24 protein-coding genes are annotated in these 26579 nt (G+C 43.1%); 8 read left to right on the top strand and 16 right to left on the bottom strand.

What is annotated here, in order from left to right; translation table 11 throughout:
- Positions 1 to 38: 38 nt before the first annotated feature.
- The gene (locus F6K57_RS05935; protein ID WP_293065713.1) at positions 39 to 1280 is read left to right on the top strand and encodes a tetratricopeptide repeat protein; all 1242 of its coding nucleotides are present in this window, start codon (positions 39 to 41) and stop codon (positions 1278 to 1280) included.
- A gap of 119 nt (positions 1281 to 1399) precedes the next feature.
- Here F6K57_RS05935 and F6K57_RS05930 read toward each other — a convergent pair whose 3' ends face one another.
- Positions 1400 to 2377 (bottom strand): metal ABC transporter substrate-binding protein, encoded by a 978-nt coding sequence (locus F6K57_RS05930; RefSeq protein ID WP_293018194.1) that lies wholly within the window; start codon positions 2375 to 2377, stop codon positions 1400 to 1402.
- A 319-nt stretch (positions 2378 to 2696) separates the two neighbouring features.
- Here F6K57_RS05930 and F6K57_RS05925 point away from each other — a divergent pair, with 319 nt between their 5' ends.
- Entirely contained in the window at positions 2697 to 3515 is an 819-nt protein-coding gene (locus F6K57_RS05925; protein WP_293065710.1) for a metal ABC transporter ATP-binding protein, read from the top strand.
- Positions 3516 to 3661: 146 nt separating this feature from the next.
- Positions 3662 to 4549, top strand: coding sequence for a metal ABC transporter permease (locus tag F6K57_RS05920; RefSeq protein ID WP_293018191.1), 888 nt, complete (start codon positions 3662 to 3664; stop codon positions 4547 to 4549).
- Between the two features lie 270 nt (positions 4550 to 4819).
- Here the strand turns inward: F6K57_RS05920 and F6K57_RS05915 are convergent, their stop codons facing one another.
- From F6K57_RS05915 to F6K57_RS05850, 14 genes are all read right to left on the bottom strand, one after another.
- The gene (locus F6K57_RS05915; protein ID WP_293065706.1) at positions 4820 to 5371 is read right to left on the bottom strand and encodes a calcium-binding protein; all 552 of its coding nucleotides are present in this window, start codon (positions 5369 to 5371) and stop codon (positions 4820 to 4822) included.
- A gap of 315 nt (positions 5372 to 5686) precedes the next feature.
- Positions 5687 to 7021 (bottom strand): hypothetical protein, encoded by a 1335-nt coding sequence (locus tag F6K57_RS05910; protein WP_293065703.1) that lies wholly within the window; start codon positions 7019 to 7021, stop codon positions 5687 to 5689.
- Between the two features lie 1189 nt (positions 7022 to 8210).
- Positions 8211 to 9362 carry an AZOBR_p60025 family cell surface glycopolymer formation protein gene (locus F6K57_RS05905; protein WP_293065700.1) on the bottom strand — a complete coding sequence of 384 codons (1152 nt, stop codon included), beginning with the start codon at positions 9360 to 9362 and terminating at the stop codon, positions 8211 to 8213.
- A gap of 392 nt (positions 9363 to 9754) precedes the next feature.
- Positions 9755 to 10705, bottom strand: coding sequence for a F0F1 ATP synthase subunit gamma (locus F6K57_RS05900; RefSeq protein ID WP_070392134.1), 951 nt, complete (start codon positions 10703 to 10705; stop codon positions 9755 to 9757).
- Between the two features lie 337 nt (positions 10706 to 11042).
- Complete coding sequence (gene atpA, locus F6K57_RS05895) at positions 11043 to 12560, bottom strand: F0F1 ATP synthase subunit alpha (protein ID WP_293018186.1); 1518 nt, start codon at positions 12558 to 12560, stop codon at positions 11043 to 11045.
- A gap of 197 nt (positions 12561 to 12757) precedes the next feature.
- Positions 12758 to 13312 (bottom strand): ATP synthase F1 subunit delta, encoded by a 555-nt coding sequence (atpH, locus tag F6K57_RS05890; protein ID WP_293018185.1) that lies wholly within the window; start codon positions 13310 to 13312, stop codon positions 12758 to 12760.
- Positions 13309 to 13842: a F0F1 ATP synthase subunit B gene (locus tag F6K57_RS05885; protein ID WP_075898224.1), complete on the bottom strand. Its 534-nt coding sequence runs from the start codon at positions 13840 to 13842 to the stop codon at positions 13309 to 13311. The genes atpH and F6K57_RS05885 overlap by 4 nt, the downstream gene beginning before the upstream one ends.
- A gap of 222 nt (positions 13843 to 14064) precedes the next feature.
- A complete protein-coding gene (locus tag F6K57_RS05880; RefSeq protein ID WP_293039151.1) occupies positions 14065 to 14496 on the bottom strand; it encodes a F0F1 ATP synthase subunit B' in 432 nt (143 codons plus the stop codon).
- Positions 14497 to 14597: 101 nt separating this feature from the next.
- Positions 14598 to 14843: an ATP synthase F0 subunit C gene (gene atpE / locus F6K57_RS05875; RefSeq protein WP_070392129.1), complete on the bottom strand. Its 246-nt coding sequence runs from the start codon at positions 14841 to 14843 to the stop codon at positions 14598 to 14600.
- A 132-nt stretch (positions 14844 to 14975) separates the two neighbouring features.
- A complete protein-coding gene (atpB, locus tag F6K57_RS05870; RefSeq protein ID WP_293018183.1) occupies positions 14976 to 15725 on the bottom strand; it encodes a F0F1 ATP synthase subunit A in 750 nt (249 codons plus the stop codon).
- Between the two features lie 76 nt (positions 15726 to 15801).
- The gene (locus tag F6K57_RS05865; RefSeq protein WP_293018260.1) at positions 15802 to 16155 is read right to left on the bottom strand and encodes an ATP synthase subunit I; all 354 of its coding nucleotides are present in this window, start codon (positions 16153 to 16155) and stop codon (positions 15802 to 15804) included.
- Between the two features lie 146 nt (positions 16156 to 16301).
- Positions 16302 to 16736, bottom strand: a complete 435-nt coding sequence (locus F6K57_RS05860) for a hypothetical protein (protein ID WP_293065693.1) — start codon at positions 16734 to 16736, stop codon at positions 16302 to 16304.
- On the bottom strand, positions 16733 to 17752 hold the full coding sequence (locus F6K57_RS05855; RefSeq protein WP_293065690.1) for a hypothetical protein: 1020 nt from the start codon (positions 17750 to 17752) through the stop codon (positions 16733 to 16735). Before F6K57_RS05855 ends, F6K57_RS05860 begins: the two co-directional genes overlap by 4 nt.
- A 58-nt stretch (positions 17753 to 17810) precedes the next feature.
- Positions 17811 to 20210 carry a hypothetical protein gene (locus tag F6K57_RS05850; protein ID WP_293065687.1) on the bottom strand — a complete coding sequence of 800 codons (2400 nt, stop codon included), beginning with the start codon at positions 20208 to 20210 and terminating at the stop codon, positions 17811 to 17813.
- A 159-nt stretch (positions 20211 to 20369) separates the two neighbouring features.
- Between F6K57_RS05850 and F6K57_RS05845 the strand changes: the two genes are divergently transcribed.
- On the top strand, positions 20370 to 20624 hold the full coding sequence (locus F6K57_RS05845; protein WP_293039139.1) for a hypothetical protein: 255 nt from the start codon (positions 20370 to 20372) through the stop codon (positions 20622 to 20624).
- Positions 20625 to 20792: 168 nt separating this feature from the next.
- Here F6K57_RS05845 and F6K57_RS05840 read toward each other — a convergent pair whose 3' ends face one another.
- Complete coding sequence (locus F6K57_RS05840) at positions 20793 to 22493, bottom strand: MFS transporter (protein ID WP_293065683.1); 1701 nt, start codon at positions 22491 to 22493, stop codon at positions 20793 to 20795.
- 219 nt (positions 22494 to 22712) lie between these two features.
- Here F6K57_RS05840 and F6K57_RS05835 point away from each other — a divergent pair, with 219 nt between their 5' ends.
- The 4 genes from F6K57_RS05835 (at position 22713) to F6K57_RS05820 (ending at position 26389) form a co-directional block, all read left to right on the top strand.
- Positions 22713 to 23234, top strand: a complete 522-nt coding sequence (locus F6K57_RS05835) for a phosphoribosyltransferase family protein (RefSeq protein ID WP_293065680.1) — start codon at positions 22713 to 22715, stop codon at positions 23232 to 23234.
- A gap of 129 nt (positions 23235 to 23363) precedes the next feature.
- Positions 23364 to 23594 (top strand): hypothetical protein, encoded by a 231-nt coding sequence (locus tag F6K57_RS05830; RefSeq protein ID WP_293048004.1) that lies wholly within the window; start codon positions 23364 to 23366, stop codon positions 23592 to 23594.
- A gap of 90 nt (positions 23595 to 23684) precedes the next feature.
- A complete protein-coding gene (locus tag F6K57_RS05825) occupies positions 23685 to 24494 on the top strand; it encodes a hypothetical protein (RefSeq protein ID WP_293065677.1) in 810 nt (269 codons plus the stop codon).
- An 83-nt stretch (positions 24495 to 24577) separates the two neighbouring features.
- Positions 24578 to 26389: a hypothetical protein gene (locus F6K57_RS05820; RefSeq protein WP_293065674.1), complete on the top strand. Its 1812-nt coding sequence runs from the start codon at positions 24578 to 24580 to the stop codon at positions 26387 to 26389.
- The last annotated feature ends 190 nt before the right edge of the window (positions 26390 to 26579 follow it).

Below are 26579 nucleotides of genomic sequence, written 5' to 3'. Positions count from 1 at the left end.
CAGTTGATTCGGATTGGCAATACTTGATATCAGTTGTTATGAAAATCCAGCCTAACCTTGCTATTACTTTGGCTACTTTACTGCTATCAGTTGAGGGGGCAATTGCTCAACCTAATTCATCATTTCCTAACGCTACACCACCGACTCCACTACTGTCGAACCAACAACGGGAGGAAGTGGAAAGGTTAATTAATGATCATCTAGAGAAAAGTTACACAATTCGCAATCAGATCCAATCGGAAGTTCATCGAACCTTTGACTGGACGATTAACCTGCTTAACCTTTTAATTACAGTACTAATCGCCATTCCTATTGTTACTAGTCTGGCAGTGCTATTGCTACGTCGTAGCATCATCAACCAATTAGTGTCTGAGACGCAAAAGCAATTCCAAGAAGAAGCTGAACAAAAAATAAAAGAGCAAATTGATGCTGAAGTCACTACGGAATTAAAACGACAAGTTGAAGCTTTTAAGCAGGAGCTGGAAACCCTTAAATCTGATTTTGTTTCTCAACTCCAGCATCTAGTTGTGGCTGCTCAACATGAGAAAGAGCAGATTTTTAACGAAATTTCTCGAATTACTCCCTCCATTATCCAAGAAGAATTTGTTGCTCCAGAAGTCCAACAAAAACTAGAAGAGCTAACTAAACAGCTGGAGTCCTTAAAGTCTGCTAATCCCCAGCTCTACTTAACAGTTGATGACTATATCAATCAAGGGCACGCTCTCTGGATTGAAAATCGCTATGAAGATGCGATCGCATCCTATGAAAAAGCGCTTCAGCTCCAGCCAGATTCCGATGTGGCTTGGTCAGGAAAAGGCCAAGCCCTGCAGAGATTAAAGCGATATGAAGAATCCCTCGCTGCCCATGCCGAGGCGATTAAAATTAATCCGAACAACTTTAGGAGTTGGTTTGGACAAGGTTATACTCTCAGATACATGGAACACTATGAAAAAGCACTGATTTCCTATGATCAGGTTATTCAGCTCAACTCAGATTTTCATCATGCTTGGAACCATAGAGCCTATGCCTTGATCAAACTTGGTCGCTATCAAGAAGCCTGGGACAGTTTGGAAAGAGTACGGCAGGTAAAATCAAATTCATCTAATCTTTACTACAACGAAGCTTGTTATTATGCCTTAAACGGTGAGATTGACTCAGCAATTGCCAGTTTAGAACAAGCGATGAGTTTGAATGATAGACTTAAGTCTATCATTAATATTGATGCGGATTTTGACATGATTAAAGACGAGCAACGGTTCCAAGACCTAATTAATCCATAGATCTGACCATGGTATTTATATCTTCGTCTACCTTTGCTAGAATCTAGAGAGCAGGGAGCTAAATTATTAAAAACTAAAACAAGTTTATGGAAAGTAGTAAACTGCATTAGTCAACTACATTAGTCAACTGGATTAAACGTTTGATAGTTCCCTCCTAATGCTTCCACAACTGTGTGAGTATTAGTGATTAACATTTTGATGTAAGTATCAGCTTCACTACCTGGTACACCTAAGGAATCAGAGTATAATTCTTGTGGGGCTAACTTCACCCCAGCTTCCTGGGCCACAGTGTTGATCAAAGCTGGGTTGATCGTGGTTTCAGCAAAAATCGCCGGAACCCCAATTTTTTTGATAGCGTCTGCCAAACCCTTGACAGTCTGAGCACTGGGTTGTTCCTCAGTACTCATGCCAATTAAGCTTCCAGCTACTGGTATCCCATAGGCACTAGCATAATATTGAAAAGCATCATGAGTTGTGACTAGGTAGCGGTGCTTCTGAGGAATAGTTTGAATCTGCTGGAGAATCCAAGCATCAAGCTTTTTTAATTCAGCAGTTAGCTGTGCTGCATTCTTGGTAAATTCTTCCTTGTCCTCTGGTGAGAGTTCAATCAACTGATCCCGAATGGCATTCACCATTGCGATCGCATTTTTAGCATCTCCCCAAACATGAGGATCCGGTTCCTTCTTTCCTTCGTATTCAAAATCCAAGGGTGACACCACTTCCCCAACCGCAAAGCTCTTGATGTTAACCCCAGCAGACTTAATCAGCTTAATTAGTGCTGGTTCCAGATTGTAGCCATTGTATAAAATCAGATTAGCTTGTTCCAACGCAATAGTATCTGCTGGGACTGGCTCATAGACATGGGGATCTGCTCCGGGTTTTAGGATACCCGTCAGTTCAATTTCATCTCCTCCTACTTGTTTCGTCCAGTCGGTAATGATAGTGCTAGTGGTCACTACATTGGGCTTATCATCGCCATCAATACCACTCTGGTTTGTTCCGGTGGTATCACACCCACTGATCCAGACTCCTAAAATGATTACTACTGTCAGCCACCATTGGCGCTTTCTACTGTGAGACTGAATAATTACTCTCAACCGCTTCGCTCCAATTCAAAATTATCAATTCAAAATTCAAAAATACCCCACGAAGGAATTCAGGGGATTGAAACAGCGATCCAGCCCGGTCATGGGGGGAACCCCCATGAGCAACTGGCGTTCCACGGGGCTTTCAAGGTGCGGACCCAGGTGACCCACACAGACCCATGCACCATGAGCAACTGGCCTGGAAACCGCCTCATGAAGGCGCTACATGGCTAACAAAGTGGGTTTGCAGCATAAATCCTATCATATTCTTTTCATTTTTCATGATAAACTATTTTCATATTTGTATCATTTTTTGTTTCCGGAACCCTCTATGCCACATGCTGCCTCGGTTGATCACCTTGCTTCTCCCAAGAGGAAACACCAAGCTGGATATAGCAATCTGTCCCAGACAGGAACCATTACCCTAAGGCAACTGGGTGTACACTACCGCTTAGTAGAAGCACTCAGGGATATCAACTGTGAGATCAAACCAGGACGATTAACCGGAATTATTGGTCCGAATGGTGCAGGGAAAAGTACTTTGATGAAAGCCATGCTGGGGTTAGTTCCCACTGCCACGGGCTTTGCTATGTATCAGGGAAAACCGTTGATAGAAAAGTTAGAAAATGTGGCTTATATGCCACAGCGGACGCAAATTGACTGGACTTATCCCGCCACTGTCTGGGATGTTGTGCTAATGGGTAGAGTCCGGAAAACAGGATGGTTTCGTCGCTTTTCCACGGTATCCCGGCGGATCGCAGCGGATGCCATTGAACAAGTTGGCATGAGTGATTACCGCAATCGTCCGATTGGACAGCTATCGGGAGGACAGCAGCAGCGCGTCTTTCTGGCTAAAGCATTAGCTGAACAAGCAGATATATTCTGTTTTGATGAACCGATGGCTGGTATTGACAAAAAAACTGAAGCTGTAATTTTTACTATCCTCCATCAACTCGCCGATGCCGGAAAAATTGTGCTAGTAGTTCACCATGATTTGGGAGAAGCGATGACTAATTTTGATGATTTGATTTTGTTGAATCGGGAGTTAATTGCTAGTGGCTCTAGGCAAGAGGTATTGAGTGCAGCTAATATGCAACAGGCTTATGGTGGTCAAGTCGTTTTTTGGTTAGATCCAGTTGCTGTAAAGTGAAAGAAGGCAAAAGCCATGCATGCTAAAGCTGATTTATGATAGCACAAAAAAATATTACTATTGCTCTTTTATACTGTTCCCTGTTCCCTGTTCCCTGTTCCCTTTTACCATCAATCTTATGTTAAGATATCACCTAAAAATGCTATATGTTAGAGGTTTTAATTGAGCCGTTGCACTATGGGTTTATGCAGCGATCGCTAATTACTGCGGTATTAGTGGGCATCGTTTGTGCGGCAGTTGGTAGCTACCTCATGGTACAGCGACTGGCGTTACTCGGAGATGCTATCAGTCATTCTGTACTACCGGGATTAGCGATCGCATTTATGATCGGTGCTGACATTTTTGTGGGAGCCTTTATTGCTGGGGTGGTTAGCACTGTCGTGATTACTTGGATCCGGACGCGATCGCAAATTAAAGAAGATGCCGCCATGGGGATTGTGTTTTCCGCTTTCTTTGCCCTAGGCATCACCTTAATTACCGTGATTCAGAAAGATAACAAAATTGACCTTAATCACTTCCTATTCGGTAATATTCTGAGTGTCACCAATGAAGAAGTTATCAATACAGCCATTATCACCGCGATTGTACTATCAATTATTCTCCTGCTGTACAAAGAATTAATGTATTATACCTTTGATCCCTTAGGGGCAAAAGCAGCAGGTTTACCAACCAACTTGCTAAACTTTGGTCTGATGATTTTGATTGCCTTGACCATTGTCGCTAGCCTCAAAGGAGTTGGAGTGATCTTGGTGCTAGCGATGTTAATCACACCAGGAGCAACAGCTTACTTATTAGTCCATCGGTTACACCAGATGATGATTTTGGGTTCAGCCCTTGGGGTAGTAGCTAGTATTACTGGTATGTACCTGAGTTATTTTTTTAATCTGCCTTCTGGACCAGCAATTGTTTTAGTAGCTTTTGGTTTATTTATGCTGGCATTTTTATTTAGTCCCAGTCAGGGAGTTTTAACTCATCCAAATACTCAGTTAGGACAATCACAAATTTGGCAGGAAATTAAGAGGTTGTGGCGTTGATATATGGTATGGGATTGTGGTTCGCGCACGGCCAAAAAGGAAGGCAGTTATGGTGAAGGAAGGGAGTAAGATTTAATCGGAGATGGTTTTTTCTTACTAATTATCTGGACATAATATCATTCATTGGTGAAAATCGCAACAAGGGAAAGAAGAGGAATATCACCTAATTATACTTCGGTGATCTTCCTCTCCTCATCTAACAATAATTCTGCAAAAAAATGATTTTATGCTCCGGCAAGCTTTGCTCTACCGCAGGCTTACAGAAAAACCCTAGTAGACAAACACCTCATTGAAATTGTCGTAGAGAGTACTAGCTTGAGTCGAACTCACCACAGCCAGGAGGTCTCCGCCGCTAAAGATTTCAGCACCATCCTGACCATCAACGATGCTCAGATGATAAGGATTGGCAACATCAAAGGTAGTTAGACCAAGCTGGAAGTTGTTGACGGTATCAAATCCATCCCCGGTGTTGAGGACAATTCGATCCTCACCACCCCCTAGCCACAGGGTGTCGTAACCACTGCCACTATTAATGTAATCATCGCCAGAGCCAGAATAGATGATGTCATCACCAGAACCACCAAAGAGTTGATTATCACCCTCACTGCCGAAGATGGTATCGTTACCGCTACCACCGTAAATCCAATCCTGCTGTGAACTACCGTAGATCAGATCATTACCACTAGCGCCGACAAGGGTATCAATTCCCTCAGCACCAGAGATCGTGTCATTGCCATCGAAACCGTTAATATAATCGTTTTCGACAGTGCCGGACAGGTTATCATTGCCTGCTGTTCCCGTGATAATATTGATAGAATTCATTGATGTTTCCTCCTTAATAAGGAATCCTCAGTTGCTATGTAACCCACACCTCGGTTGTATCTGAAGTTACATCTGAGGTGGTGTATGAGGCTGTATCTAAAAACTGCTGTGTTTTTCAGCCTCCAATAGTTAATCAAACTAAATTTGCCTTTTTTCTACAAAAGGTCCGATTTTTGTAATATTTTTTAACAAAAGCCCTGGGCAGACCAACCCTGATCAAAAATGCGCCTGAGTTCACTCAGACGCACTATGCTAATTAAAAAATGATTTTATACTCGGGTAAGCTTTGCTCCACCGCAGGCTTGCAGAAAAACCCTAGACAAACACCTGATCGAGATTGTCGTTGAGAGTGCTAGCTTGAGTCGAACTCACCACAGCCAAGAGGTTTCCGCCGCTCGAGATTTCGGCACCATTATTACCATCAACGATGCTCAGCTGATTAGGATTGGCAACATCAAAGGTAGTTAGACCAAGCTGGAAGTTATTGATAGTATCAAAGCCATTGCCGGTTTCGAGGACAATTAGATCATCACCACCCCCTAGGAAAAGGGTGTCGTTACCAGTACCACTATTAATGAAATCATTGCCAGAGCCAGAATAGATGATGTCATCACCAGAACCACCAAAGATTTCATTATTACCCTCACTGGCGAAAATGGTATCGTTACCGCTACCACCGCGAATCACATCCAGCTGTGAACCACCGTAGATCAGGTCATTACCATCACCGCCGAGAAGGGTATTAATTCCCTCACTACCAAAGATTGTGTCATTGCCAGCCAAACCCTCAATCTGATCGTTTTCGACAGTGCCGAACAGGGTATCATCGTTTGATGTTCCTGAAATCAGAGTGTCATCAATATCTAAGTTGATGTTGAGATCAATCAAGCCTGTGCTGGACGAAAAGCCATCAACAGCAATTTGGTAGGTTGTACCAGCGGTAACGGTAAATACAACTTGGCTTTGCAAACCAGAGGTATCATCATTACTGGCAATCTCTGTTAAGCTGTTAACTGCTGAACCAGTGTAGACTGCTAGGCTAGTGTCGTAGTTACTCCCAAAAGTATCAATGGTCACGATACCATCAGCGGCAGCTGTCCAAGACCACCAACCAGAATTTAACGGGCTGCTAATGCCTGCATGATCCGGCTCACCTGGCTCCCCAGTGAAACCCAGACTATTGCCTGTAGTACTAACTGATGTACGGTTTAACGATATCCGGTCGGCAAAGTTATCATTAGAAACGATTGATGCTCCCTCATCTAAGTTGATGTTGAGATCAATCAAGCCTGTGTTGGACGAAAAGCCATCAACAGCAATTTGGTAGGTTGTACCAGCGGTAACGGTAAATTGAACTGCGCTTTGAAAACTCATGCCATTATCATCATTACTGGCAATTTCAGTTAAGCTGTTAACTGCTGAACCGGTATAGACTGCTAGGCTAGTGTCGTAGTCACTCCCAAAAGTATCAATGGTCGCGATACCATCAGCGGCAGCTGTCCAAGACCACCAAGCAGAATTTAACGGGCTGCTAACTTCTGCATGATCCGGCTCACCTGGCTCCCCAGTGAAACTCACGTTAGTGCCTGTGGTACTAACTGGTGTACCGTTTAAGGATATCCGGTCGGCAAAGTTATCATTAGAAACCATTGATGTTCCCTCCTTAATTAATTAATTAATCGTAAGTTGCTATGTAATGCACACCTGGGTAGTATCTGAGGTTGTATCTGAAAACTACAGTGGTTTTCAGCCTCTAATGGTTAATCAAGTTAAATTTTCCCTTTTTCTGAAAAAAGGTAAGCATTCAGCTCAGGCCAGGGCTGATATATAGTCAGCGTAGATGCGCCTAGGGCGTTAGCTGATGGCTGAATGTTTGAATTTGAATGTTTGAATTTATAGATTCATAATAAGCGAAAAAATTGCTATTGATTATAAAATCAGCATAATTCTACGTATCGATTAGTTAAAGATGTTGTGAAATAAATTTACTTCACTTAGAGAATTTATAAAAAGCTTTAATTGGATGATAATTCATGTCCTTTAAAGCATTTAAAGCGTTTGGCAATTCGGTCAGGTACAAATTCTTGGGTTTTAGGGAGCAGGGAGCAGGTAAGAGTTCAGAGGGCAAAAGGAAAAAATCCTGTGTACCTGAGGTGAGACCCGTGGCGAATTTAATTATTAATGCTTCGAGCACATATGAGAGTTATTCAAAATGCTGTGGTTGCTGGTTTTTAGGAATCATAAATTAAGACTTATAATTTATGATTAACTACAACTAAATAATTACAAATTACTAATTTTATGAGATATCAAATGTGGGCTATTATCCTTCGATAAATCCTTGCAGCTCTTATTCCAAATCCTGTCCAGAAACTATCTGGTAATCTCAATGGTCTTTTGTAATCTGTCCACAGTGATCACATTGACAGTGGTTATGAAAGCAAAATCTATCCCTTTTGCCTCTTGCCTCTTGCCTTTTGCCTTGTCAACAGCCACGGTTTATGAGACTTATGCAAGAGGTCTAATATATAATTAGAGCGCGATCAAAGAAGCTATATAAGTAAGTTGTTTTTCTTTGTTAGAGTTTTATTTAAACAATTTACGTCAGCTGTCAGCCCTCAGCTTAACATAAACCTGTTTAGGGATAATTTAATGTTGAGAGATTAATGAAAAAAGCATATGCGATACCCGAACGCTACTTGATGTGCCGTAAGCTGTCACTCCTCAGCAGACTTAACTCAGATTCAACTAATGCTTACCTATTTTATTAAAAACCTATTCGCGTAGCGTGGGCATAGCGCATTAGCTGATAGCTGATAGCTTACAAATTTCCGCTGTTTCACGAATGGGCAAGTAAATAGGTGATGCTTGCCAAGCTGGCACCAGCCATGACGATATTTTTTAAATAGCTTAAATAGCGTTTTGAGTAACTGCTGCTGAGTAATAATAAGAAATAGATATCTAGGTATACACGAGAATAATCTAAATAATACCCTAAGATAGTCATGCTAGTCATTGAAAATAGCACAGCATAAATAATGGCACTGATTAGGATAACTTTGTTTTGCCGCAGGGACTGACTGGCTAGCAGTATAGTAACTACAAAAGCTGCTATTAATAAGGCAAATGAGTAAGCTTCAAACAGGTTTTTTACCCCTAGTCCTCCTGTGAGACTATTAATCAGCTTTTGACCTATGCCAAATAGGGGGTAGCCAAAATTTTCACTACCTTCTAGATTCTCTTGAGCCTCTAGATGATAGAAAACATAGATAGCCCACCCAGCTACTGGTATCCAAGCCCATAATAGATGTTGCAGCTGCCGACCTTTGCGTTCCCATATACTGGTTAATAAAATTGCCAACCACATTAATAGCATTGTCTCCCGCGTCAGACAAGCAGCTGCGATCGCTATTGCTGTGTAAATCGGTTTTTCATTGCGATAAAAATAGATAGCTGTTACCAGCAGCAAGCTACTGATTAAATCAGCTGTTGAAAGAGATAAAACCATCCAAACTCCTGGTATAGAAAGAACCAGGAGTGATTGCCAAGTTCTACCACTATATCGTTTGAGATATAAACTACTCACAAATACTATCAGAATAATAGCTAGACAGTTAATTCCAACCATTGCGTAGGGAATTAGCTGGGGATTCCCAAAACCTAATAAATAACCTAGCAGTGGATACAGAATTCTTCTGTAGCGATATTGCGGAGGAGTAATAGCTTCTATTGTCCCTGAGTTTTCTAACCATGGATCGAGGGCAATACTCAGAAACTGTTGACCATCATATCCCTGCTCTCCCTGATAAATCAATACTTGATCACTATTGAGATAAGGAGAAATAGGAAATAGTGACCCAATTCTGAAAAAGCCAGTAATGTTCCCTTCAAATTTTACAAAATAAAAGAAACTTACTATAACTAATACTAAAATAGCAGCCAATATTGTATGCCTAATCTCAATAGGCTGCCGATTCCATAATTGTTTCATGACCTAATATCATTTTCGGTTGAACACTTATAATTAGTAGATAATAGGGAACAGGTAACAGGCAACAGGGAACAGGTAACAGGCGATGATAAGGGAGATTACCTACAAGAAGGAAGCTCAGTTTTTTGATAACTGATTATATAGCTTTTCTTGCATTTATGAGGTACGCTTCTCAACCTCAAAGTCCCCCTTTTTAAGGGGGATTTAGGGGGATCGCTTTGTACCTCATAGCTATAATAATTGCTATAGTAATATGATATAACCCGATATTCCCTTTCTTAACAAACACTATAATTGCTGATAAAATTAGCAAAAATTAAAAATGCGCCTGGTTAATTCCAGACGCAGGTAATCTTTGCAGCTGATGATAAAAAAAATTAAATGAAATGAAATTAACCGAGTGCTTCAGCACCACCCACAACTTCCAGAATTTCCTGGGTAATTGCGGCTTGCCGTGCCTTGTTGTAGGTTAGGGTTAGTTTACCAGTCAGTTCCGAAGCATTATCACTAGCATTACTCATTGCTGTCATCCGACAAGCCAGTTCACTAGCTGCTGACTCTTGTAATGCCCGTAGTAACTGGTTATTTAGATATAAAGGCAACAGGGCATCCAGAATTTGGACAGGGTCTTGTTCAAAGATCATGTCACGGGGGAAAGTCTCGGTACTTGTCCTTGTGACTACCTCCCGCTCCACCTTGAACTCACCACCTTTAGTTGTCAATCTGAAGATCTCATCATCCTGTGATTCTAGTCCCTTAGCTGTTAGGGGTAGCAGGGTTTGAACCGCAGGTCGAGAACTAATCAATGAGACGAATTTGGTGTATATCAACTCCACCCGGTCTACGGTTTCAGACAGAAACAGGGAGAGGAGTTGGTCAGCAATCATAGATGCTTCTGATGCGGTGGGAATCTGTTCTAAACCGGTGTACTTGGCATCAATTGGCTGGTCGCGGCGCTCGAAGTACTGAATAGCTTTTCGTCCAACTAGCACGTATTTGTAGCCAACCCCTTTCTCCTGTAGTTCCTTTGCACGGTTTTCGGCACGCTTGATAACGTTAGTATTGTAACCGCCACATAGTCCTCGATCCCCTGAAACGACGAGCAAGCCTACATTCTTGATTTCCCGTTCTTTTAGTAGGGGCAGATTGGCATCTTCAAACTGCATCCGGTTTTGCAAACCGTAGAGAACTTGTGTTAAGCGGTCAGCAAAGGGACGGGTGGCAGTTACCTGTTGTTGAGCACGACGTACCTTAGCCGCAGCCACAAGGCGCATCGCTTCGGTGATTTTCCGGGTATTTTTGACTGACTTAATGCGATCGCGAATATCTTTTAGATTAGGCATAATCTGTTCAAGGATGAAGGATGAAGGGTTAAATTTGTCTCGGGTTGAAGGTTGTTTGTCAGAATGCAGAATGCGCGAATGTAGAATTAAGAATTAAGAATTAAGAATTCTACATTCTGCATTCGCGCATTCTTAATTCAAAAAGGTTGTTCGCCAAAGGCGTTCGGTGAAGGGTAGGTTGAAGGTTTAAGGTTTAAGGTTGACTGTTTTTTATAGAACCTGCAACCTACTAACCTGCAACCTACTAACCTGCAACCTGCAACCTACTAACCTGCAACCTACTAACCTGCAACCTGCAACGGAAACTAACCTGCAACCGAAACTAATCTTTAACCTGTTAAGCGGAGACTAGGAAGGTCTGTTTGTATTCTGCGATCGCTTCCTTTAGAATGCTTTCGGCTTCATCAGTGAGCTTCTTCTCCTTTTTGATGATCTCAACGTACTCTGGCTTGCTGGTTTTCAAGTACTCCCGCAGTCCCTGAGTAAAAGTTGTCACCTTATCAGTAGGCACATCATCTAGATAGCCATTGAGTCCAGCGTAAACGATTGCCACTTGCTCAAACACAGCTAGGGGGGAATTCTGAGGTTGCTTCAACACTTCCCGTAAACGCTGACCCCGAGCCAACTGAGCTTGGGTAGCGGCATCCAAGTCGGAGGCAAACTGAGCAAAAGCTTGCAAGTCGTCAAACTGGGCTAGTTCTAGCTTCAACTTACCAGCCACTTTCTTCATGGCCTTGGTTTGGGCCGCAGAACCTACCCGTGACACTGAGATACCAGGGTTAATCGCTGGTCTGACACCAGAGTTAAATAGGTCAGAGGAGAGGAAGATTTGACCATCAGTAATAGAAATTACATTAGTCGGGATGTAAGCTGATACGTCACCAGCCTGAGTTTCAATAATAGGCAGTGCGGTCATACTACCACCACCTAGTTCATCATTCAGTTTTGCTGCCCGTTCCAACAACCGGGAGTGGACGTAGAACACATCTCCTGGATAAGCTTCCCGTCCTGGTGGACGGCGCAGCAGTAGGGACATCTGGCGATAGGCTTGAGCTTGCTTAGACAAGTCATCATAAATCACTAGGGTTGCCTTACCGTTGTACATAAAGTACTCGGCAATCGAGGCACCAGTGTAGGGAGCCAAGAACTGTAGAGTAGCTGGGTCATTGGCGTTCGCTGCCACGACCACAGTGTAGTCTAATGCTCCTTTTTCCTGGAGGGTATTCACCACTTGGGCTACAGTAGATGCCTTCTGACCAATAGCAACATAGACACAAATTACATCTTCCTGTTTCTGGTTGATGATTGTGTCTACAGCAATAGCAGTTTTCCCGGTTTGTCGGTCACCGATAATCAACTCCCGCTGACCGCGTCCAACGGGAATCATAGCGTCAATAGCGGTGATTCCCGTTTGCATGGGTTCACAAACTGAACGCCGCGCAATAATCCCTGGGGCCATGGATTCAACCAGACGGGATTCAGTGCTTTGAATGTCCCCCTTACCATCAATGGGACGACCCAAGCCATCAACTACCCGACCAATCAGTGCCTCTCCGACGGGTACCTGAGCAATTTTACCAGTAGCAGTAACCGAGCTACCTTCCTGGATATTTAAACCATCCCCCATCAGCACTGCACCCACATTGTCCTGTTCTAAGTTCTGGGCAATGCCAACGGTGCCATCTTCAAACTCCAGCAGTTCCCCAGCCATGCACTTTTCCAAGCCATAAATCCGGGCAATACCATCACCAACTTGCAAAACCGTTCCAACGTTGGAAACGGCAAAACCTTGGTTATATCCTTGAATTTGCTGCCGAATAATGCTGCTAATTTCGTCTGGTCTAATGCTAATCATGATGTGTTTTTATCGTTAACTAACTAATTGTTTACTGTTAACTATTAACTGTTGACTGTTGACTGTTGACTGTTCAAGGTTATGTCCCAAGGGGTTAATCTTTAACCAACTAACCTACCCTAAAAGGTAAGCCTTAGGGAACCAACTAACTTACCCTACACCGACTCGTCTTGGGCGAACAACGAACGTGACGTACTTCAACTCGTCAGAGCCATACCGATGCGACGGAGTTGTCCTTTTAGACTGGCATCAAATATCTCAGACCCGACTTTAATGATCACACCACCAATTACATCCGGGTCAATTTTTGTATCCAGTTCTACCTGATTGGCTCCCGTGAGGGACTTAACTTTCTCACGAACTGATTCTTGCTGAGCTTCAGAAAGTTCTATTGCTGAACTCACCTCAGCCAAAACAGTTTGATCTAACTCTCTGAGAAGTTCTTGGTACTTCAGGCAAATGCCTTCCAAAAACGCAATGCGCCCACGGTCTACTAGAATCCTCAAAAAATTCATGGTGTAGGGGTGAAGTTGGTCCCCAGCAATTTGTTGCAAGACCCCGATTTTATCCTCAGCTCTGACCACAGGAGAGCCTAAAAACTCCTGCAATTGTGGCGATTCTTTCAAAAGACTCAGCAGAGTATCTACATCCTCACTCAGTTTGCCTTTGAGTTCGTTATCGGACTTAGCCAAATCGAGCAACGCTTCTGCATAAGGTTCGAGTACTTGGCCACTCAAAAAACCACCTTTCATGAGCCACCTCCCAACAGAGCGATGTTGCGGTCAATTAATTGTTGTTGAGCGGAATTATCTAATGTCTCTCTTAGTTGGGAATCAACCTTAGCCATTGCCATGGTAGCAACTCGCTGGCGTAGTTCGGCCATGGCTCGTTCCCTCTCCGAGTTCAAATCCTGAACTGCTGATTCTTTCATCCGTTCAATCTCTTGAGCCGAAGCGGCCAAAATTGCCTCTTTAGCTGCTTTAGCATTAACTTCTGCTGCAGCACGAATGTTTTCTGCCTCGACTTGGGCTTGAGCTAACTTCTGCTGTTGATCTGCTAAGGCTTCGGCTCCTTGTCTTTGACGAGCTTCTACTTCTTTAATCGCCTGTTCAATTTTTGAGCGTCGCTCACTCAAAATGTTTCCCACTAATTTGCTTCCGAAGTAGTAGAGTACTCCCAACAAAATACTCAGGTTGATTAGGTTGGTTTCAAGAATATTAAAGTTTAATCCAAAACCACCTTCTCCATGAGCTTCTGTTGCCAATAATACTAAATTCCCCATCATATCCGTTTACAATTGTTTTGAACGCATAATCTTGCTAAGCTATGACCTGTCCACCTACTCTCAAGATAATTATCTCAAGACAATTATTTCAAGACAATTATCTCAAGACAATTATCTCAAGATAATTAATAGTTTGAAATAGTTTGACAGTACTCCCACATCGCCAATCTCTTAGGAGTTTTAGTAAATATATGGGTCAGGCGGTCAAGACGCCACCATTTATCTTACTAACGCTGGCCCTAACAATTTTTCTAAGATTTGGCGAGATAGATCATCCACCTGTTGTTCGAGGGAAGCCATTGCTTGCTGTTTCTGTTGATCAATTTCTTCTTGAGCTTTTGCTCGTTCAGCCTGAGCTTCTTGTTGGGCTTCAGCGATCGCTTGAGCTGCCATTTTTCTGGCATCTTCTTGAGCAGAAGCGATCACAGCTTGAGACTGCTTCCGGGCTTGACCCAACTGTTCTTCATACTCTTTAGCCATTTCTTCGGCTTTAGACAAGCGTTTTTTGGCATCAGATTCCTGATTCCGGATGTATTCGTCACGCTCATCCAGCGTTTTTGTCAGTGGCTTATAGAATATGGTATTTAATACAACTGTCAAAACCAGAAACTGCAATGCCATCAGAGGCAGAGTAGCATCAAAATCAAACATTTTTTACAAATCCCAAATCGGAATAAAACCGAACAATTCACCTTATCAGACCTACCATGTAGAGACGTTGCCTGCAACGTCTCTACATAAAGTATCAGGTTCTAAGAAAATGGGTTAGCAAACAGCAGTACCAGAGAAATTACCAGACCATAGATAGTCAGGGATTCCATGAATGCCAAGGTTAACAGGAGAGTACCGCGAATTTTTCCTTCAGCTTCCGGCTGACGAGCAATACCTTCTACAGCTTGACCAGCAGCATTTCCTTGACCGATACCAGGGCCGATAGCAGCTAAACCGACAGCGAGAGCAGCAGCGACAACTGAAGCAGCAGCAATGATTGGATCCATGATGATTTTTCTTATCCGTGAGTAAAGAACAAAATAGAGAGCTACTAGTCAGAAGGATTCTCCGAAGGAGTGATCAATTCCAACTATTCCTAATTTAAGGCTACCGTGCCATTCCCATCATAAGGTTATCCCTTAATGTTCTTCGCCTTCGACTTCTATTGCCTCGTGAATGTAGGCAGCTGCCAAGGTAGCGAAGACCAGGGCTTGAATTGCACTGGTAAATAGACCTAGCGCCATAATTGGCAACGGGATAAACAGAGGCACTAGCAGCACCAACACGGCTACTACCAGTTCATCTGCCAGAATATTGCCAAATAAACGGAAGCTTAGGGAGAGGGGTTTGGTGAAGTCTTCTAAAATCTTGATCGGCAAGAGGATTGGTATTGGCTGAATATAGCCAGCGAAGTAACCTAAACCCTTCTTGCTCAAACCAGCGTAAAAATACGCCAACGATGTTAGTAAGGCTAAAGCAACGGTGGTATTGATGTCATTGGTAGGAGCCGCCAGCTCACCGGATGGGAGCTCGATAATACTCCAAGGAATGAGGGCTCCTGACCAGTTTGACACGAAGATAAACAAAAACAGTGTACCGATAAAAGGTACCCAAGGGCGATATTCTTTTTCCCCCAGCTGGTTTTTCGCTAAATCCCTCAAAAATTCTAGGGCGTACTCCATCAAATTTTGGATACCGCCAGGAACCATTTGGACATTTCGAGTTGCCGCAAGGGAAGCTACTACCAGAATAGCAATCACTACCCAGGAGGTGAGAAAAACCTGACCGTGTAATGTTAAATTGCCAATCCGCCAATAAAAGTGTTCACCAACTTCTAAGGAAGCAAGGGGTAAAGAATTCAGAACGTTTAAAGAATTTATCATTTCCATTCTGGAGATTTACCCAGATTTCTGTCAAGGGTGAAACGTCTGTTTATCCTACCAAGAAATCCGACTTAAATAAATCTTACTTAGAGGTAGGATTTAGTAGGCTTTGCAGGATATAGACGATAATTGCGGCTTTGTACGTCAGAAACCCTAAAAATATAGGAAGTATTTGTAATTTTTGCCATTGACTGGCTACTACAATTATCCCAATAAAAACCGCAAACCGAGCCATGCTCGGACGCCTATTTTGTTGGCTTAGCCGCTCTACGTCTTTAGCCAACATTCTCAAGTAAACCATACCAGTACACGCCCCGATCAAATAATTTAAGGCAATGTTGAGGGAGTAAACCAGCCACACACAGATGAAAATAATCCCTGTCGCGACTAGGGTGACCAACAACAGAGTTTGTTTGAGTTGGTAATACTCCTGCATTGACGAACTCGTTGAAGGGGACAAGTAACTTGTTTGCGTGTTTTCCTCCATGGTCAATGGTTTCTCAAGAGGGTCATCTGACAAGTTCACCGGTAGCAGCAAATGCTAGTCCAGTCATCTGGCTTGTTTTCACAAACCAGAGGTAATCATATCATGGGAAAGGTCACAATACTTAACAAATCTGGTAGAAAAATAACTAATTCCTCGGAAGTGCGGTATAAGTAAGGGTTTCGGCTGACAGGGTGATGATAAATGGGGCAAGGGATGGGTGCATGTAACCCATAGGTAGCGACTACACAAACTAAGCTTGCAGACTTAGGCTCACCACATCGATGATTTTCTCTGAGTCCTTGAGGTGCGCACTTGGTGTGTATAGCTCCACCCTTGAGGGGGCAGGGGGCTAGTGCTAGACGGTGATTGACTGACTTTACTCCTAAAACCCTTGATTTTAGATAGGCAGCGGTGGAGCGGTAGCTAAACCCAACATTGGCAATGGTTTTGTTGGGTTTCGCTATTGAGATCCTGATGCGTTCGCGTAGCGGCTCGTACCGAGCATCACGTTTAACGGAAGGATATCTCATTTGGCATCCTTCTTAAGAAGTATCTCGCAACTAGCGAGAGGCAACAAAGGTACAACCCAACAAAAATATTGGTTAAATATTACTGAATTGAATTCAATAAATACCGACATGGTCAGCAAAGCACTAGTATAGATGCCAATTTGTCGCTTCATGGCACTCAGAAATACTAGACTCATTACCAACACCATTGGCAACTTAGCTTTGATACCAATGAAATCAGGATTTGATAATGTAATTAACCCATCTAAGGAAGGAGCATTAACATGTCCGTCTGGATTTCTAGTGGCTGAAAATAGAATCGATTTAAAGAACCCTTCTGCATTCCATAAAATAAATGGTAGTGACGTTATCCCAGGGATAACAAGTATTAATAACAAAGCGATAAAGGTATCCTTGACAGGATTCTCCTCTGATGATTGCCAAGCCCAAATCAGATAAAGTGGTAGTAAAAAGATAGCAATTTGTTTAATCGCTAAAGACAAGCTAAACATCAAGAAAGCTGTGGACTTGTGTTTCGGCAGTAACATCAGGGAAAGAATCAGAAAAAATATGGCTAGGAAATCTAAGTTAGCGTCGATACTCACATAAAGCGTCCATCGGTTCAGTAACCATAATAAAGCAGCAAACCAGCCAAAAATAAATAGGTTATGGTTATACAAATGATATAAAATTAAACCAGCAATCCCGATATTAACCATTAAAAATATCGGTCGCCATAGGGAAATCCAGTCTGAATAGTCTTGGAATCCTAATAATTGAGTTAATGCTGAAAGCCAATAAAAAAGGGGGAAATACGTAGCATACTTCTGATTTTCTCTCATATTTCCCGATAAGACTCTAGCGTAGGGATTTTCCCCCGATAAAATTCGCTTCCCTTCTACCCAGCTATAGTAAATATCGTGTCCCTCAGTGTTATAGTTCCAAACTTGCAAAAGTTTGACATTAATGACAACACCGACAACAGCGATTAAAATTAGACAGATAATTACTAAACTCTTTCTTTTACTCATCATCATTTTAATTCTTGATTATTCGTTAATTAACAATTAACGAATAACCTTCAATGATAAGTATTCAATGGAATTTGAGCTCACGGTTTATTTTCTCAGGACGCCCCATCCCAGCTGTGATGGCATAACTTTGAGCCAACAACTGTAACCAAAGCCGTGGAGAACGCTTTTCAAGCCAGGGCTGTAACCGTCGAACTAGACTGGGAAACCAACCTTTGAGCAACCCGCTGACCAAGGCATTGCTAGTAAAACTTAAGTAACTGCCTACCCAAAGCAAGAAATCCTTAGCACCAGCCATTTCCAAAATCCAGGGGATGAGGGCAGGGTTTCGCCGAGCTGCTTTGAGTGCCAGTCGATTAAAGGTTAACCAACTGAAACGGTCTTTAATAAACGTATCTGGTACCTCCGGTGGTTCATCTGCCAACAACCCAAAAAAGGTATTGAGCATGGCGTTAATCCGTTGGGGTGGTAGATGACGACCTGTTGGTACCATCATCCCCTGGGAAAAGAGCCAGGTCACAGCAATATTACTTTGATAGGCACGAATTTGATTTAAATCCTTAACACTCAAAAGATTGTGCCGCAAGGCAGTGTCCAAGAGATCGGTTAAGCGATAGAGGTTACGCACTAAGGAACCGAAGCCAGTGAACACCAAGGGGGACTGAAGGGAAGCAGCATCACCAATGGCAACCAGTCGGTCAAAGGCCACAATGCGATCGCGACTTCCCACCGTAAAATGTCCGGGAATATACCCAAAGGTTGGCTTCTTCCACACCAACTTTTCTATATCACATCTGCGGTATTCCGGTAAGATAGTAAAGAAATCTTCATACATTTCTAATAAAGAGCCGGGATTCTCAGGATGTATCTGATGGTAATGGAACAAATAAATTGTCAATTCCTCACCTGCACCAGGGAACAACTCCCAAATCAGCTGACGTCCCCGTGAAATATCCCCATGACTATTGAGAACATCACCATAATCGGGATCCCACACCTGAGGCTCTAATCCCTCAATCACAGCCCCCACGGTGGGACAGACACTATTAAACGCCCTACCCCCATTGAGCTGCCAAGCAATTGGTGAAGCCGTTCCCATGGCATCCACCAACAGACGACCACTCACTTGTCGGTTAGATTTAGTCGGTAAGTGTTGCAAGTCCACCACAACTTCCTCTGGGGTGATAGTTGCTTGGATAAACTCTGTCTCATCCCAGATTTCTCCCCCAGCACTCTTTAGCTTTTTCCCACACAGTTGCAAAAACTTAGCAGAATCAATGGCGATATTGAGCACCCTTGGGGTGTGCAAGATGGCTGCTTTCAAGTGGGGTGGGTTGTTGCTATCAAAGAACTTATTGAATCCATCAACGTATTCCCTAGCAATGATCCCTTCAAACTCAGTTGGGGTAAATAAACCCAAATCAATCAGGCTTTGAAACTCATCCCGTGAAATATTCCATTCCCGGTTCATCCGCCCAAAGGTTAACCGCTCAATCAGCAATACCCGATAACCCCGCTGCGCCATTGTTGCAGCATGGATCACTCCCAAGGCACCACCGATGTAGATTACGTCGTACTTAGAGGTTGAAGGTTGAAGGTTAGATGCTTGAAGGTTAGTTGGTTGAAGGTTAGATGGTTGAAGGTTAGATGGTTGAAGGTTAGATGGTTGAAGGTTAGTTGGTTCAAGGTTAGATGGTTGAAGGTTAGATGGTTGAAGGTTAGATGGTTGTTCGCGTAGCGTGGCCTTTTGGCCAAGGTTGTTTTGGGAACCTTCAACCTGCAACTGGCCAACCTTCAACTGTTGGGAACCTTCAACCTGCAACTGGCCAACCTTCAACTGTTGGGAACCTTCAACCTGCAACTGGCCAACCTTCAACTGTTGGGAACCTTCAACCTGCAACTGGCCAACCTTCAACTGTTGGGAACTTTCAACCTTCAACCCCTTAAACACTACCTGCTTGGGCTGCTGGGGGTTACGAACCCCCTCACGCCAGCGCTTTTCCCACCAATAAACTCGATTAAGGTCATATTCTCCTCTAGGCATTTTCCGGAAAAAGTGCACAGTCTGAGGATAATAGGGTGCTAATGCTTCAAAGATGGATTGCTCAGATAACTCTACATCCGGTGGTTCTGGATAGTGGTAGGGGAATTGGTCCCGAAGACTTTGGGTCAGCTGTCTTAGAATTAGGTTTTCGCCGCTCAGGGGCTTTTCGGACCAACGAAAGGCTTTGAGGTAGGTGGTTCGCTGCACGGACCACACAAAAATCGAGATTTCTGGAATCAAAGAAACTACAACTGTAGTCTTGTGATTAGAATTCTCATCAGGAGTAGTCTCCCATTGCAGACGGATACCATCCGGCGTGATTATCTTATCCCCGAGCTTAGGCTGCCATTCCTGTTGCAACCAGTGGCAGACACTCTTTGTGTCTGGTGTAGGGATTTCTACGTACAGAATCTCTTTCATAGGGGTTATGTGATCATAAATGTCATTAAGAGGAGAGACGGAGGTAATCAGTGCTGAAAATACGCTAAGCTTCCAAGTATCGACTTGTTTAATATTCGTAAAAATACTTTACATTGATTTCAGTTTAGTTATAGTCAAGGGTGCCCTTGTTTGTTAGGTATGAATTATCCCATTCCAGCCAGTCCACAAGAAATAGTCGCCCTACGTCAACAACCGGTTGATGAAGAACTGGTGGTAGTGGCGATTGCTGGTGTCATTCACATTGCCCGTCAAGAGGGACAGTCCCTTGACGATTTAACTGCCGAAGTCTTAGCAGAAGACGATTGGCTTGATCACTCACAAAGAGTATTACTCAATGACCTCGTTGTCCAAGCCTGGGAGAGTCTGCCTGAATTGGAATGGCAGGCGTCTTAAACTCAAGCCAAGATGGTGATCGTAATTGCTACGACTCAAGCTATAACGCATCTACCTTTTTGATCATTGATTGCCATTGATTGGCAAATTAACCCCAGGCTGACCCATTCCTATTTTTAGAAAACTACTCCTGAGTCAAACTAGATCTTCAACAGAACCGATCAATTCCTATTCCCCTTGCCTAGTAGCTTGATCACGCTCTCGTAGCTGCAAGAGAATTTGGGCATGAAATTCCTTGGTGATGGGATAGAAGTAAGCGAGTGCTATACCACCAATCAAGAATAGGGTTGGCAATGGTCCAATAGCGATACGGATGGCTAGCAGTGCGGAATCGGGTTGGGTGGGGACTGGTTGCCCAGCAGTAGATGAGATGAATCCTGACCACTCTAGGACAATACCGACTAAAAACAGTCCTAGGGCTAAACCAAGTTTTTGCAGCAAAACCATGAAGCCATAAAATACCCCTTCCCGACGCTGACCTGTGGTCAATTCATCGAGTTCAATCACATCGGGCACCATGGACCAGGGGATCAGATAAGCCACAGAAACGCCAAAACCAGCCATAACAGCTAAACAGTACATTAAGGCCACTTGACCAGGTTGTAGCAAAAATAGACCAACTTGAGCGATAACCCAGATACTAGTGCCCATAAAGTAAGCGGTTTTTTTGCCCAATCGCTCACTGACCATCTTCCAGAAAAACAGCATTAATAAGGCAGTACCTTGAACCGCAAGGGCGACTAAGGGAAAGGTAGACTCGGGCAATCCCATCCAATTGACTACGAAGTAAAGCAGGATAGAACCGATTAACTGGACACCTAACCAGGAACACAGATAAATGCCAATCACATAGAGAAAAGGCTGGTTACTGAATACAATCCGCAGTTGCTCAAAAAAAGATAAGGAGGCTGAAGTGTCAGCTTCAGAGCGCTCTGTGAAAGCAGAGCTATCTTTCAGGTGGGGTTCTGGGGTAGAAAATATCAGAGTTATACCAAAGACGGTAATTAGTAAACCAAGAAGACTGAGAAAGATACCAGTGATATCAGGGTTGCTAGTGGCACCCAATAATTGGGCAGTCACTGGGATAATCCGGGCAATGCCATAGAAAAATGATAGGGGTCCAATTAGGGTGAGCAGAGTTCCTACAGTCTTTTTCTGCTGAGTTCCCAATATAGGCTGTGCACCTCGTTCTTGGATGCGCAGCACACACCACAATATCGGCACCACCGCCAGCAAGGTGGTGACTAACCCTAGCACTAGATATTGCTGACCACTATCACCGGCATAGGCACTAAAAATTAATCCGCCTAGAACTAAGGTTAGGATGCTGCCACCGATGGAAAAGGTAAAGCGAAAGCTGTTGAGGCTAGTGCGTTCGTTGTAGTCTTGGGTGAGTTCTGGAGTTAGGGCGGTGTAGGGTAGGTTAACTGCAGTGTAGGCAATGTTGAACAGAATAGCAATCAGAAGGTAGTAGCTAAACAGCAACCAGTTATTGATAGTATTGTTATGACTGAAGTGGGGGACAATCCACTGTAAGAAAAACAGAACACCAAACGGAATTGCCCCAAAGAGCATCCAGGGAATGCGACGCCCCCAACTAGAACGAGTGCGATCGCTCATAATCCCAACCATGGGATCATTGATGGCATCGGAAACTTTGCCAATCATCAGAATGCTCCCTGCCAAACCCGCTGGTAAACCAGCCACATTGGTTAAAAATGGCAGGAGGTAAAAGACTAAGAGATTGGCGGTCATGGCTGGACCCATATCTCCAGCACCATAAGCTAGTTTGGTGGTAAAGTTAAGCTTTTCGAGTCCACCGGAGACTTGGGCAGGATTACTGGCATCAGAACTAGAAACATCACTCATAACCGATAAGATAATTTAGCTAGGCAATGTGGTGATCGGGATTTTTTTAGCAAAACGAATCACTCATAAGCCATTTCTAACATTAGACTTCTTGTATAAGTAGGGAAATTCCGAACTTGGGAAATTCGGAACAACCGCTGGTAATGGTCGAATAGTTTTCGACTTTTGCTAATGGTCGATTCCCTGAACAATACCTAACCAATATCAATTGCGCGAACTATGTCAGAACTTTATGTCTCCTGGTCAGAGTACTATGAAAAAATCGAACGGCTAGCTGTCAAACTCTATCAAGCCGATTGGGATTTCAACCAGATTGTCTGTATTGCTAAGGGAGGATTACGGGTTGGTGATATCCTCTGCCGCATTTACAATCAGCCCTTAGGGATTCTGTCTGCTGCTTCCTATACCGGAGCAGACAATCGGATCCGAGGACCGATTACGTTTTCGAGCCACCTGGCAATGACAACGGCAAAATTAGGTAATCGGATCCTGTTGGTGGATGATTTAGTGGATTCTGGTATTAGTCTACGAGAGGGGATTAAATGGCTTTATAGTCATTATGGTACAGAAATTGAGGAGATTCGTACTGCTGTGATCTGGTATAAAGGCTGTTCTGGGATTGCTCCTGATTACTATGTGGATTATTTGCCAGATAATCCTTGGATTCATCAGCCTTTTGAACCTTATGAGTCCATGAGTCCAGCTGATTTGGCTCAAACCTATTTAGTTAGAGAAGTGTGATCCGATCAGCACAGAGGGAGCAGAGGAACCAGAGGGGGCACAGAAATAATAGTTGAAAGTAACCTAGGACTGAACAGAAGTGATATAATATCGAGACTCGACTACCTTGCTCTACTCAAGCTAGCAGAATTGGAGATTTTCCCAGTAAATGCGATCGCTTTCTGGGGGGAAAGACTGGATAGTTTTGAAATTCTGATCCTAGAGGCAAGTGAGTACGATTTCGCTTTTCGCAGCACCCCAAGGGGCAATCCCATGGGGAATTGTGATTGCGGAAGTGTGATTGACTTAGCTATGACTCATAGCCCTCAAAATGCAATTTTAGGGCTATACAAAGGCAGAGGCTTAATTTGGCTTGCCTAAGGCTAGGCTAGCCATAAAAATTTATGGCTTCTGACTCAATCGTGCCGAATTGGCATCAGACTATTGGGTAGGCTATCACTGGATAGAGAGGTGACAAGCCATAATCTGATCTACGTAAATACTGGAAAAAAATACCTAGAACAAATGGAAATGTCAACAGTAGAACAAACAGAACAAACGGAAATGTCCACAAACCCTGAACCCGAAAATAAGAAAGAAAATAAGAAAGGGTTACGAGGAACCCCAGCTCAAGCTACAACTCGCCTGCTGCTACACTTGTGGGATCTAGGGGGATCAAAGCAGGAAGTGAAAAGAAAAGACTTAAGTGACACAGTGAAACTGAATAATGAGAGGTCTGGTGATTATACTGACATCTTTAAAACATTGGAAACAGATGGGACGATCAAGAAAACAAAAAAAGCCCGAATCGAGTATGTGTTTTTGACAGAGCAAGGCTTGGAAGTGCTAGACGCTGGCATCAAAAGCGCTGATTTTGAGTTTGATGGTAGTCTGGTCAGAGCCAAGGATGTCAAGGCTGTTCTAAATTGGATTAGAGAGAGAAGCTCAGTGGCTAAGGTCGTTGAGGCAGGCGCTGATGCTGGGAAAACTGGGGAAAATGCGATCGCTTCTTATGAAACCTTTGAGTCGGTGGTCTTGGAGGTGTATGACAAGCTAAATCAGGACTATAACCTTGATGATCTCGTACCGATTTATCGGATTAGACGGGAAATTGGAGATAGTGTCAGTCGTTCCCAGTTTAATGAGTGGTTGTTGGAAATGCAAGCTAACGAGATTTTACAACTCCAAGGTGGTAGCTTACCGGATAGCGATCCATCCAAAATTGAAGATTCCATCACCACAGAACTAAGTGGATTACGCTGCTATGCTAAGCGGCTATAATCCTAGGCTGCCCTGGTTATTGTAATAAATCTCTGTTGACTGTTTGTAGCGTTTCCTCACACCAAAATGACTAACAGTTGCTCATGAATAACAGTTCATCTCCCCTTGAACAACTCCAAAATATCATCAAAAAACAAAACCCTTTTAACAAAGAGCTAGTTGTCAAGAAGCAAAATGTATGGCAAAAAGCATTTCCTGACGTTCCTTCTATCAATGCTCATGCCTCCGACGCTGTTTTTAAGGCAGTTGAACAAGTGCGTACCGGGGAGCGTCACGTTATTGGCATTACCATCAAGGCGGAAAAAGGGTTAGGCAAAACTCATTTGCTCAGTAGGGTTCGCCATCAAATTCTTCAAGCTGAAGGCGGTGCTTGGTTTGTATACATGACTGATTACAATGACCTTAATCGGATCAAGCCGGAATTTTTGAAGACCCTGGCATTAAGTCTTAAGGAGGTTGGTAGCCAGGGGGTGACTCAGTGGCAAGAGTTAGGAACTGCTTTAGCCAATGAGGCGATGCAAAAAAATTACACATCTCAGCAGTTAGTCAATGTATTTCACAATGCCTTGGCTAAAAATCCTAAGCTAATTGATCAACTGACTGATAAAGTTCTTGAAATCAAGACCGACATCGACAATCCGGATCTGATCAGAGCGATTTTATGGACATTATCAAAGCAGCATGCTCCTTATGCTATTAAATGGCTGTCTGGGAAAAGTTTATCTCAGAAAAAAGCTGACGAGATGGATTTACCCAACGATTCGGAAGATGACAAAGACGCTTTTGATATAACTTGTCAAATTTTAGCTCTAATTAGTGATTACAATCCCTTGGTGGTATGTTTTGATCAATTAGATGGTATAGAATGTAATGATATAGGGTTTACCAGAGCACAAGTTATTGCTAGCTTAGCAACAGATTTATACAGTAGCCTTAAACGGGGTGTGCTTCTGACTGCTATGTATCCTGACACTTGGACACATCAAATCAGAGCATTACCTTTGGATGAGGCAGTTGTTGACAGAATAGGCGAGCGAGTAGTTGAGTTGAATTATCTCAACTCTGAGCAGATCATTGATTTAGTTTCCCTATGGTTAAAAGGGTTTTATGCTGAAAATAAACTGACTCCTCCTCAGCGGGTTTATCCCTTTACCGAAGAAACACTGAAAGAATTGGGGAAACAACGACCAACAGCAAGAAGGGTTCTGCAATGGTGTCAAACTAACTGGGGATTACCTAATGGTCAGCAAGTTTCATCCCATAGACCTCCTATAAATCCCGTTAGCTCTGCTTATAATAACGAGATCAAAAATATTGACAATATTGACAATGAAGAGTACATGGAGGATGACTCTCAACTAACTAACGCTATTAAGTTTGCTCTCAAGCAACTCATAGGACAGATAGTGGAAGGAGTCACAATCGAAAAAATTGAAGCTCCCGTTAAACCAAAAAATAAATACCTCGGCGTCAAGATAGTTGGTAAACAAGAAGGTAATACGGTCAAAATCGGACTAGCAGTGATCCAAGCATCTTTTGGAAACAGGGTAACGACTGGGTTATCTCATCTTGGGAATTATAAAAAATATGATCTGACCCGTGGTTGTTTAGTCCGCTCTAAACCGATAAGTCCAAATGCCAAGAAGGCTCAAGAGTCTTTGAATAACCTTAAGGCTCAAGGAGGAAAATCCGTAGCGTTGAAAACAGAGGAGGTTAAGCCTTTAATTGCGATTCGCGCTGTTTATGACAGTCGTGAAGACTATGAGTTGAGTGAAGAGCAGATTAAAGATTTTATCTCTAACACAAAGCTAGCTATAGATAACCGATTACTGCGAGAAATTTTGAGTGCTCCATCGGGACAAATTACTGAAGAGGCAGTGGATGAAGAGGCGTAAAGTTAAAGGATGATTAACTCAATGGATCTATATAGCAAAGGGAATAGGTAAAAGCGGATATGGAAATAGGGAGTAGGGAGTAGGGAAAAGGGAGTAGGGAGTAGGGAAAAGAAAACAAAATTATCACAGTTCCTACACAGATTCTTATAGATGGTTTAGTTTTAACTGCTAGAGTTAACAAGACTTACAA

The organism is Moorena sp. SIO4A5 (assembly GCF_010672005.1).
Classification (GTDB): domain Bacteria; phylum Cyanobacteriota; class Cyanobacteriia; order Cyanobacteriales; family Coleofasciculaceae; genus Moorena.
This window is presented reverse-complemented; position numbering and strand designations above follow the sequence as displayed.

Coding starts and splice junctions, on each gene's coding strand:
- F6K57_RS05905 (WP_293065700.1), bottom strand. CDS start 9,362: ATGAAACAATTATGGAATCGGCAGCCTATTGAGATTAGGCATACAATA.
- F6K57_RS05845 (WP_293039139.1), top strand. CDS start 20,370: ATGAATTATCCCATTCCAGCCAGTCCACAAGAAATAGTCGCCCTACGT.
- F6K57_RS05855 (WP_293065690.1), bottom strand. CDS start 17,752: ATGATGATGAGTAAAAGAAAGAGTTTAGTAATTATCTGTCTAATTTTA.
- F6K57_RS05885 (WP_075898224.1), bottom strand. CDS start 13,842: ATGGGGAATTTAGTATTATTGGCAACAGAAGCTCATGGAGAAGGTGGT.
- F6K57_RS05835 (WP_293065680.1), top strand. CDS start 22,713: ATGTCAGAACTTTATGTCTCCTGGTCAGAGTACTATGAAAAAATCGAA.
- F6K57_RS05920 (WP_293018191.1), top strand. CDS start 3,662: ATGTTAGAGGTTTTAATTGAGCCGTTGCACTATGGGTTTATGCAGCGA.
- F6K57_RS05910 (WP_293065703.1), bottom strand. CDS start 7,021: ATGGTTTCTAATGATAACTTTGCCGACCGGATATCCTTAAACGGTACA.
- atpB (WP_293018183.1), bottom strand. CDS start 15,725: ATGGAAATGATAAATTCTTTAAACGTTCTGAATTCTTTACCCCTTGCT.
- F6K57_RS05900 (WP_070392134.1), bottom strand. CDS start 10,705: ATGCCTAATCTAAAAGATATTCGCGATCGCATTAAGTCAGTCAAAAAT.
- F6K57_RS05935 (WP_293065713.1), top strand. CDS start 39: ATGAAAATCCAGCCTAACCTTGCTATTACTTTGGCTACTTTACTGCTA.
- F6K57_RS05860 (WP_293065693.1), bottom strand. CDS start 16,736: ATGAGATATCCTTCCGTTAAACGTGATGCTCGGTACGAGCCGCTACGC.
- F6K57_RS05840 (WP_293065683.1), bottom strand. CDS start 22,493: ATGAGTGATGTTTCTAGTTCTGATGCCAGTAATCCTGCCCAAGTCTCC.
- F6K57_RS05880 (WP_293039151.1), bottom strand. CDS start 14,496: ATGTTTGATTTTGATGCTACTCTGCCTCTGATGGCATTGCAGTTTCTG.
- F6K57_RS05865 (WP_293018260.1), bottom strand. CDS start 16,155: ATGCAGGAGTATTACCAACTCAAACAAACTCTGTTGTTGGTCACCCTA.
- atpH (WP_293018185.1), bottom strand. CDS start 13,312: ATGAAAGGTGGTTTTTTGAGTGGCCAAGTACTCGAACCTTATGCAGAA.
- atpA (WP_293018186.1), bottom strand. CDS start 12,560: ATGATTAGCATTAGACCAGACGAAATTAGCAGCATTATTCGGCAGCAA.
- F6K57_RS05820 (WP_293065674.1), top strand. CDS start 24,578: ATGAATAACAGTTCATCTCCCCTTGAACAACTCCAAAATATCATCAAA.
- F6K57_RS05925 (WP_293065710.1), top strand. CDS start 2,697: ATGCCACATGCTGCCTCGGTTGATCACCTTGCTTCTCCCAAGAGGAAA.
- F6K57_RS05915 (WP_293065706.1), bottom strand. CDS start 5,371: ATGAATTCTATCAATATTATCACGGGAACAGCAGGCAATGATAACCTG.
- atpE (WP_070392129.1), bottom strand. CDS start 14,843: ATGGATCCAATCATTGCTGCTGCTTCAGTTGTCGCTGCTGCTCTCGCT.
- F6K57_RS05850 (WP_293065687.1), bottom strand. CDS start 20,210: ATGAAAGAGATTCTGTACGTAGAAATCCCTACACCAGACACAAAGAGT.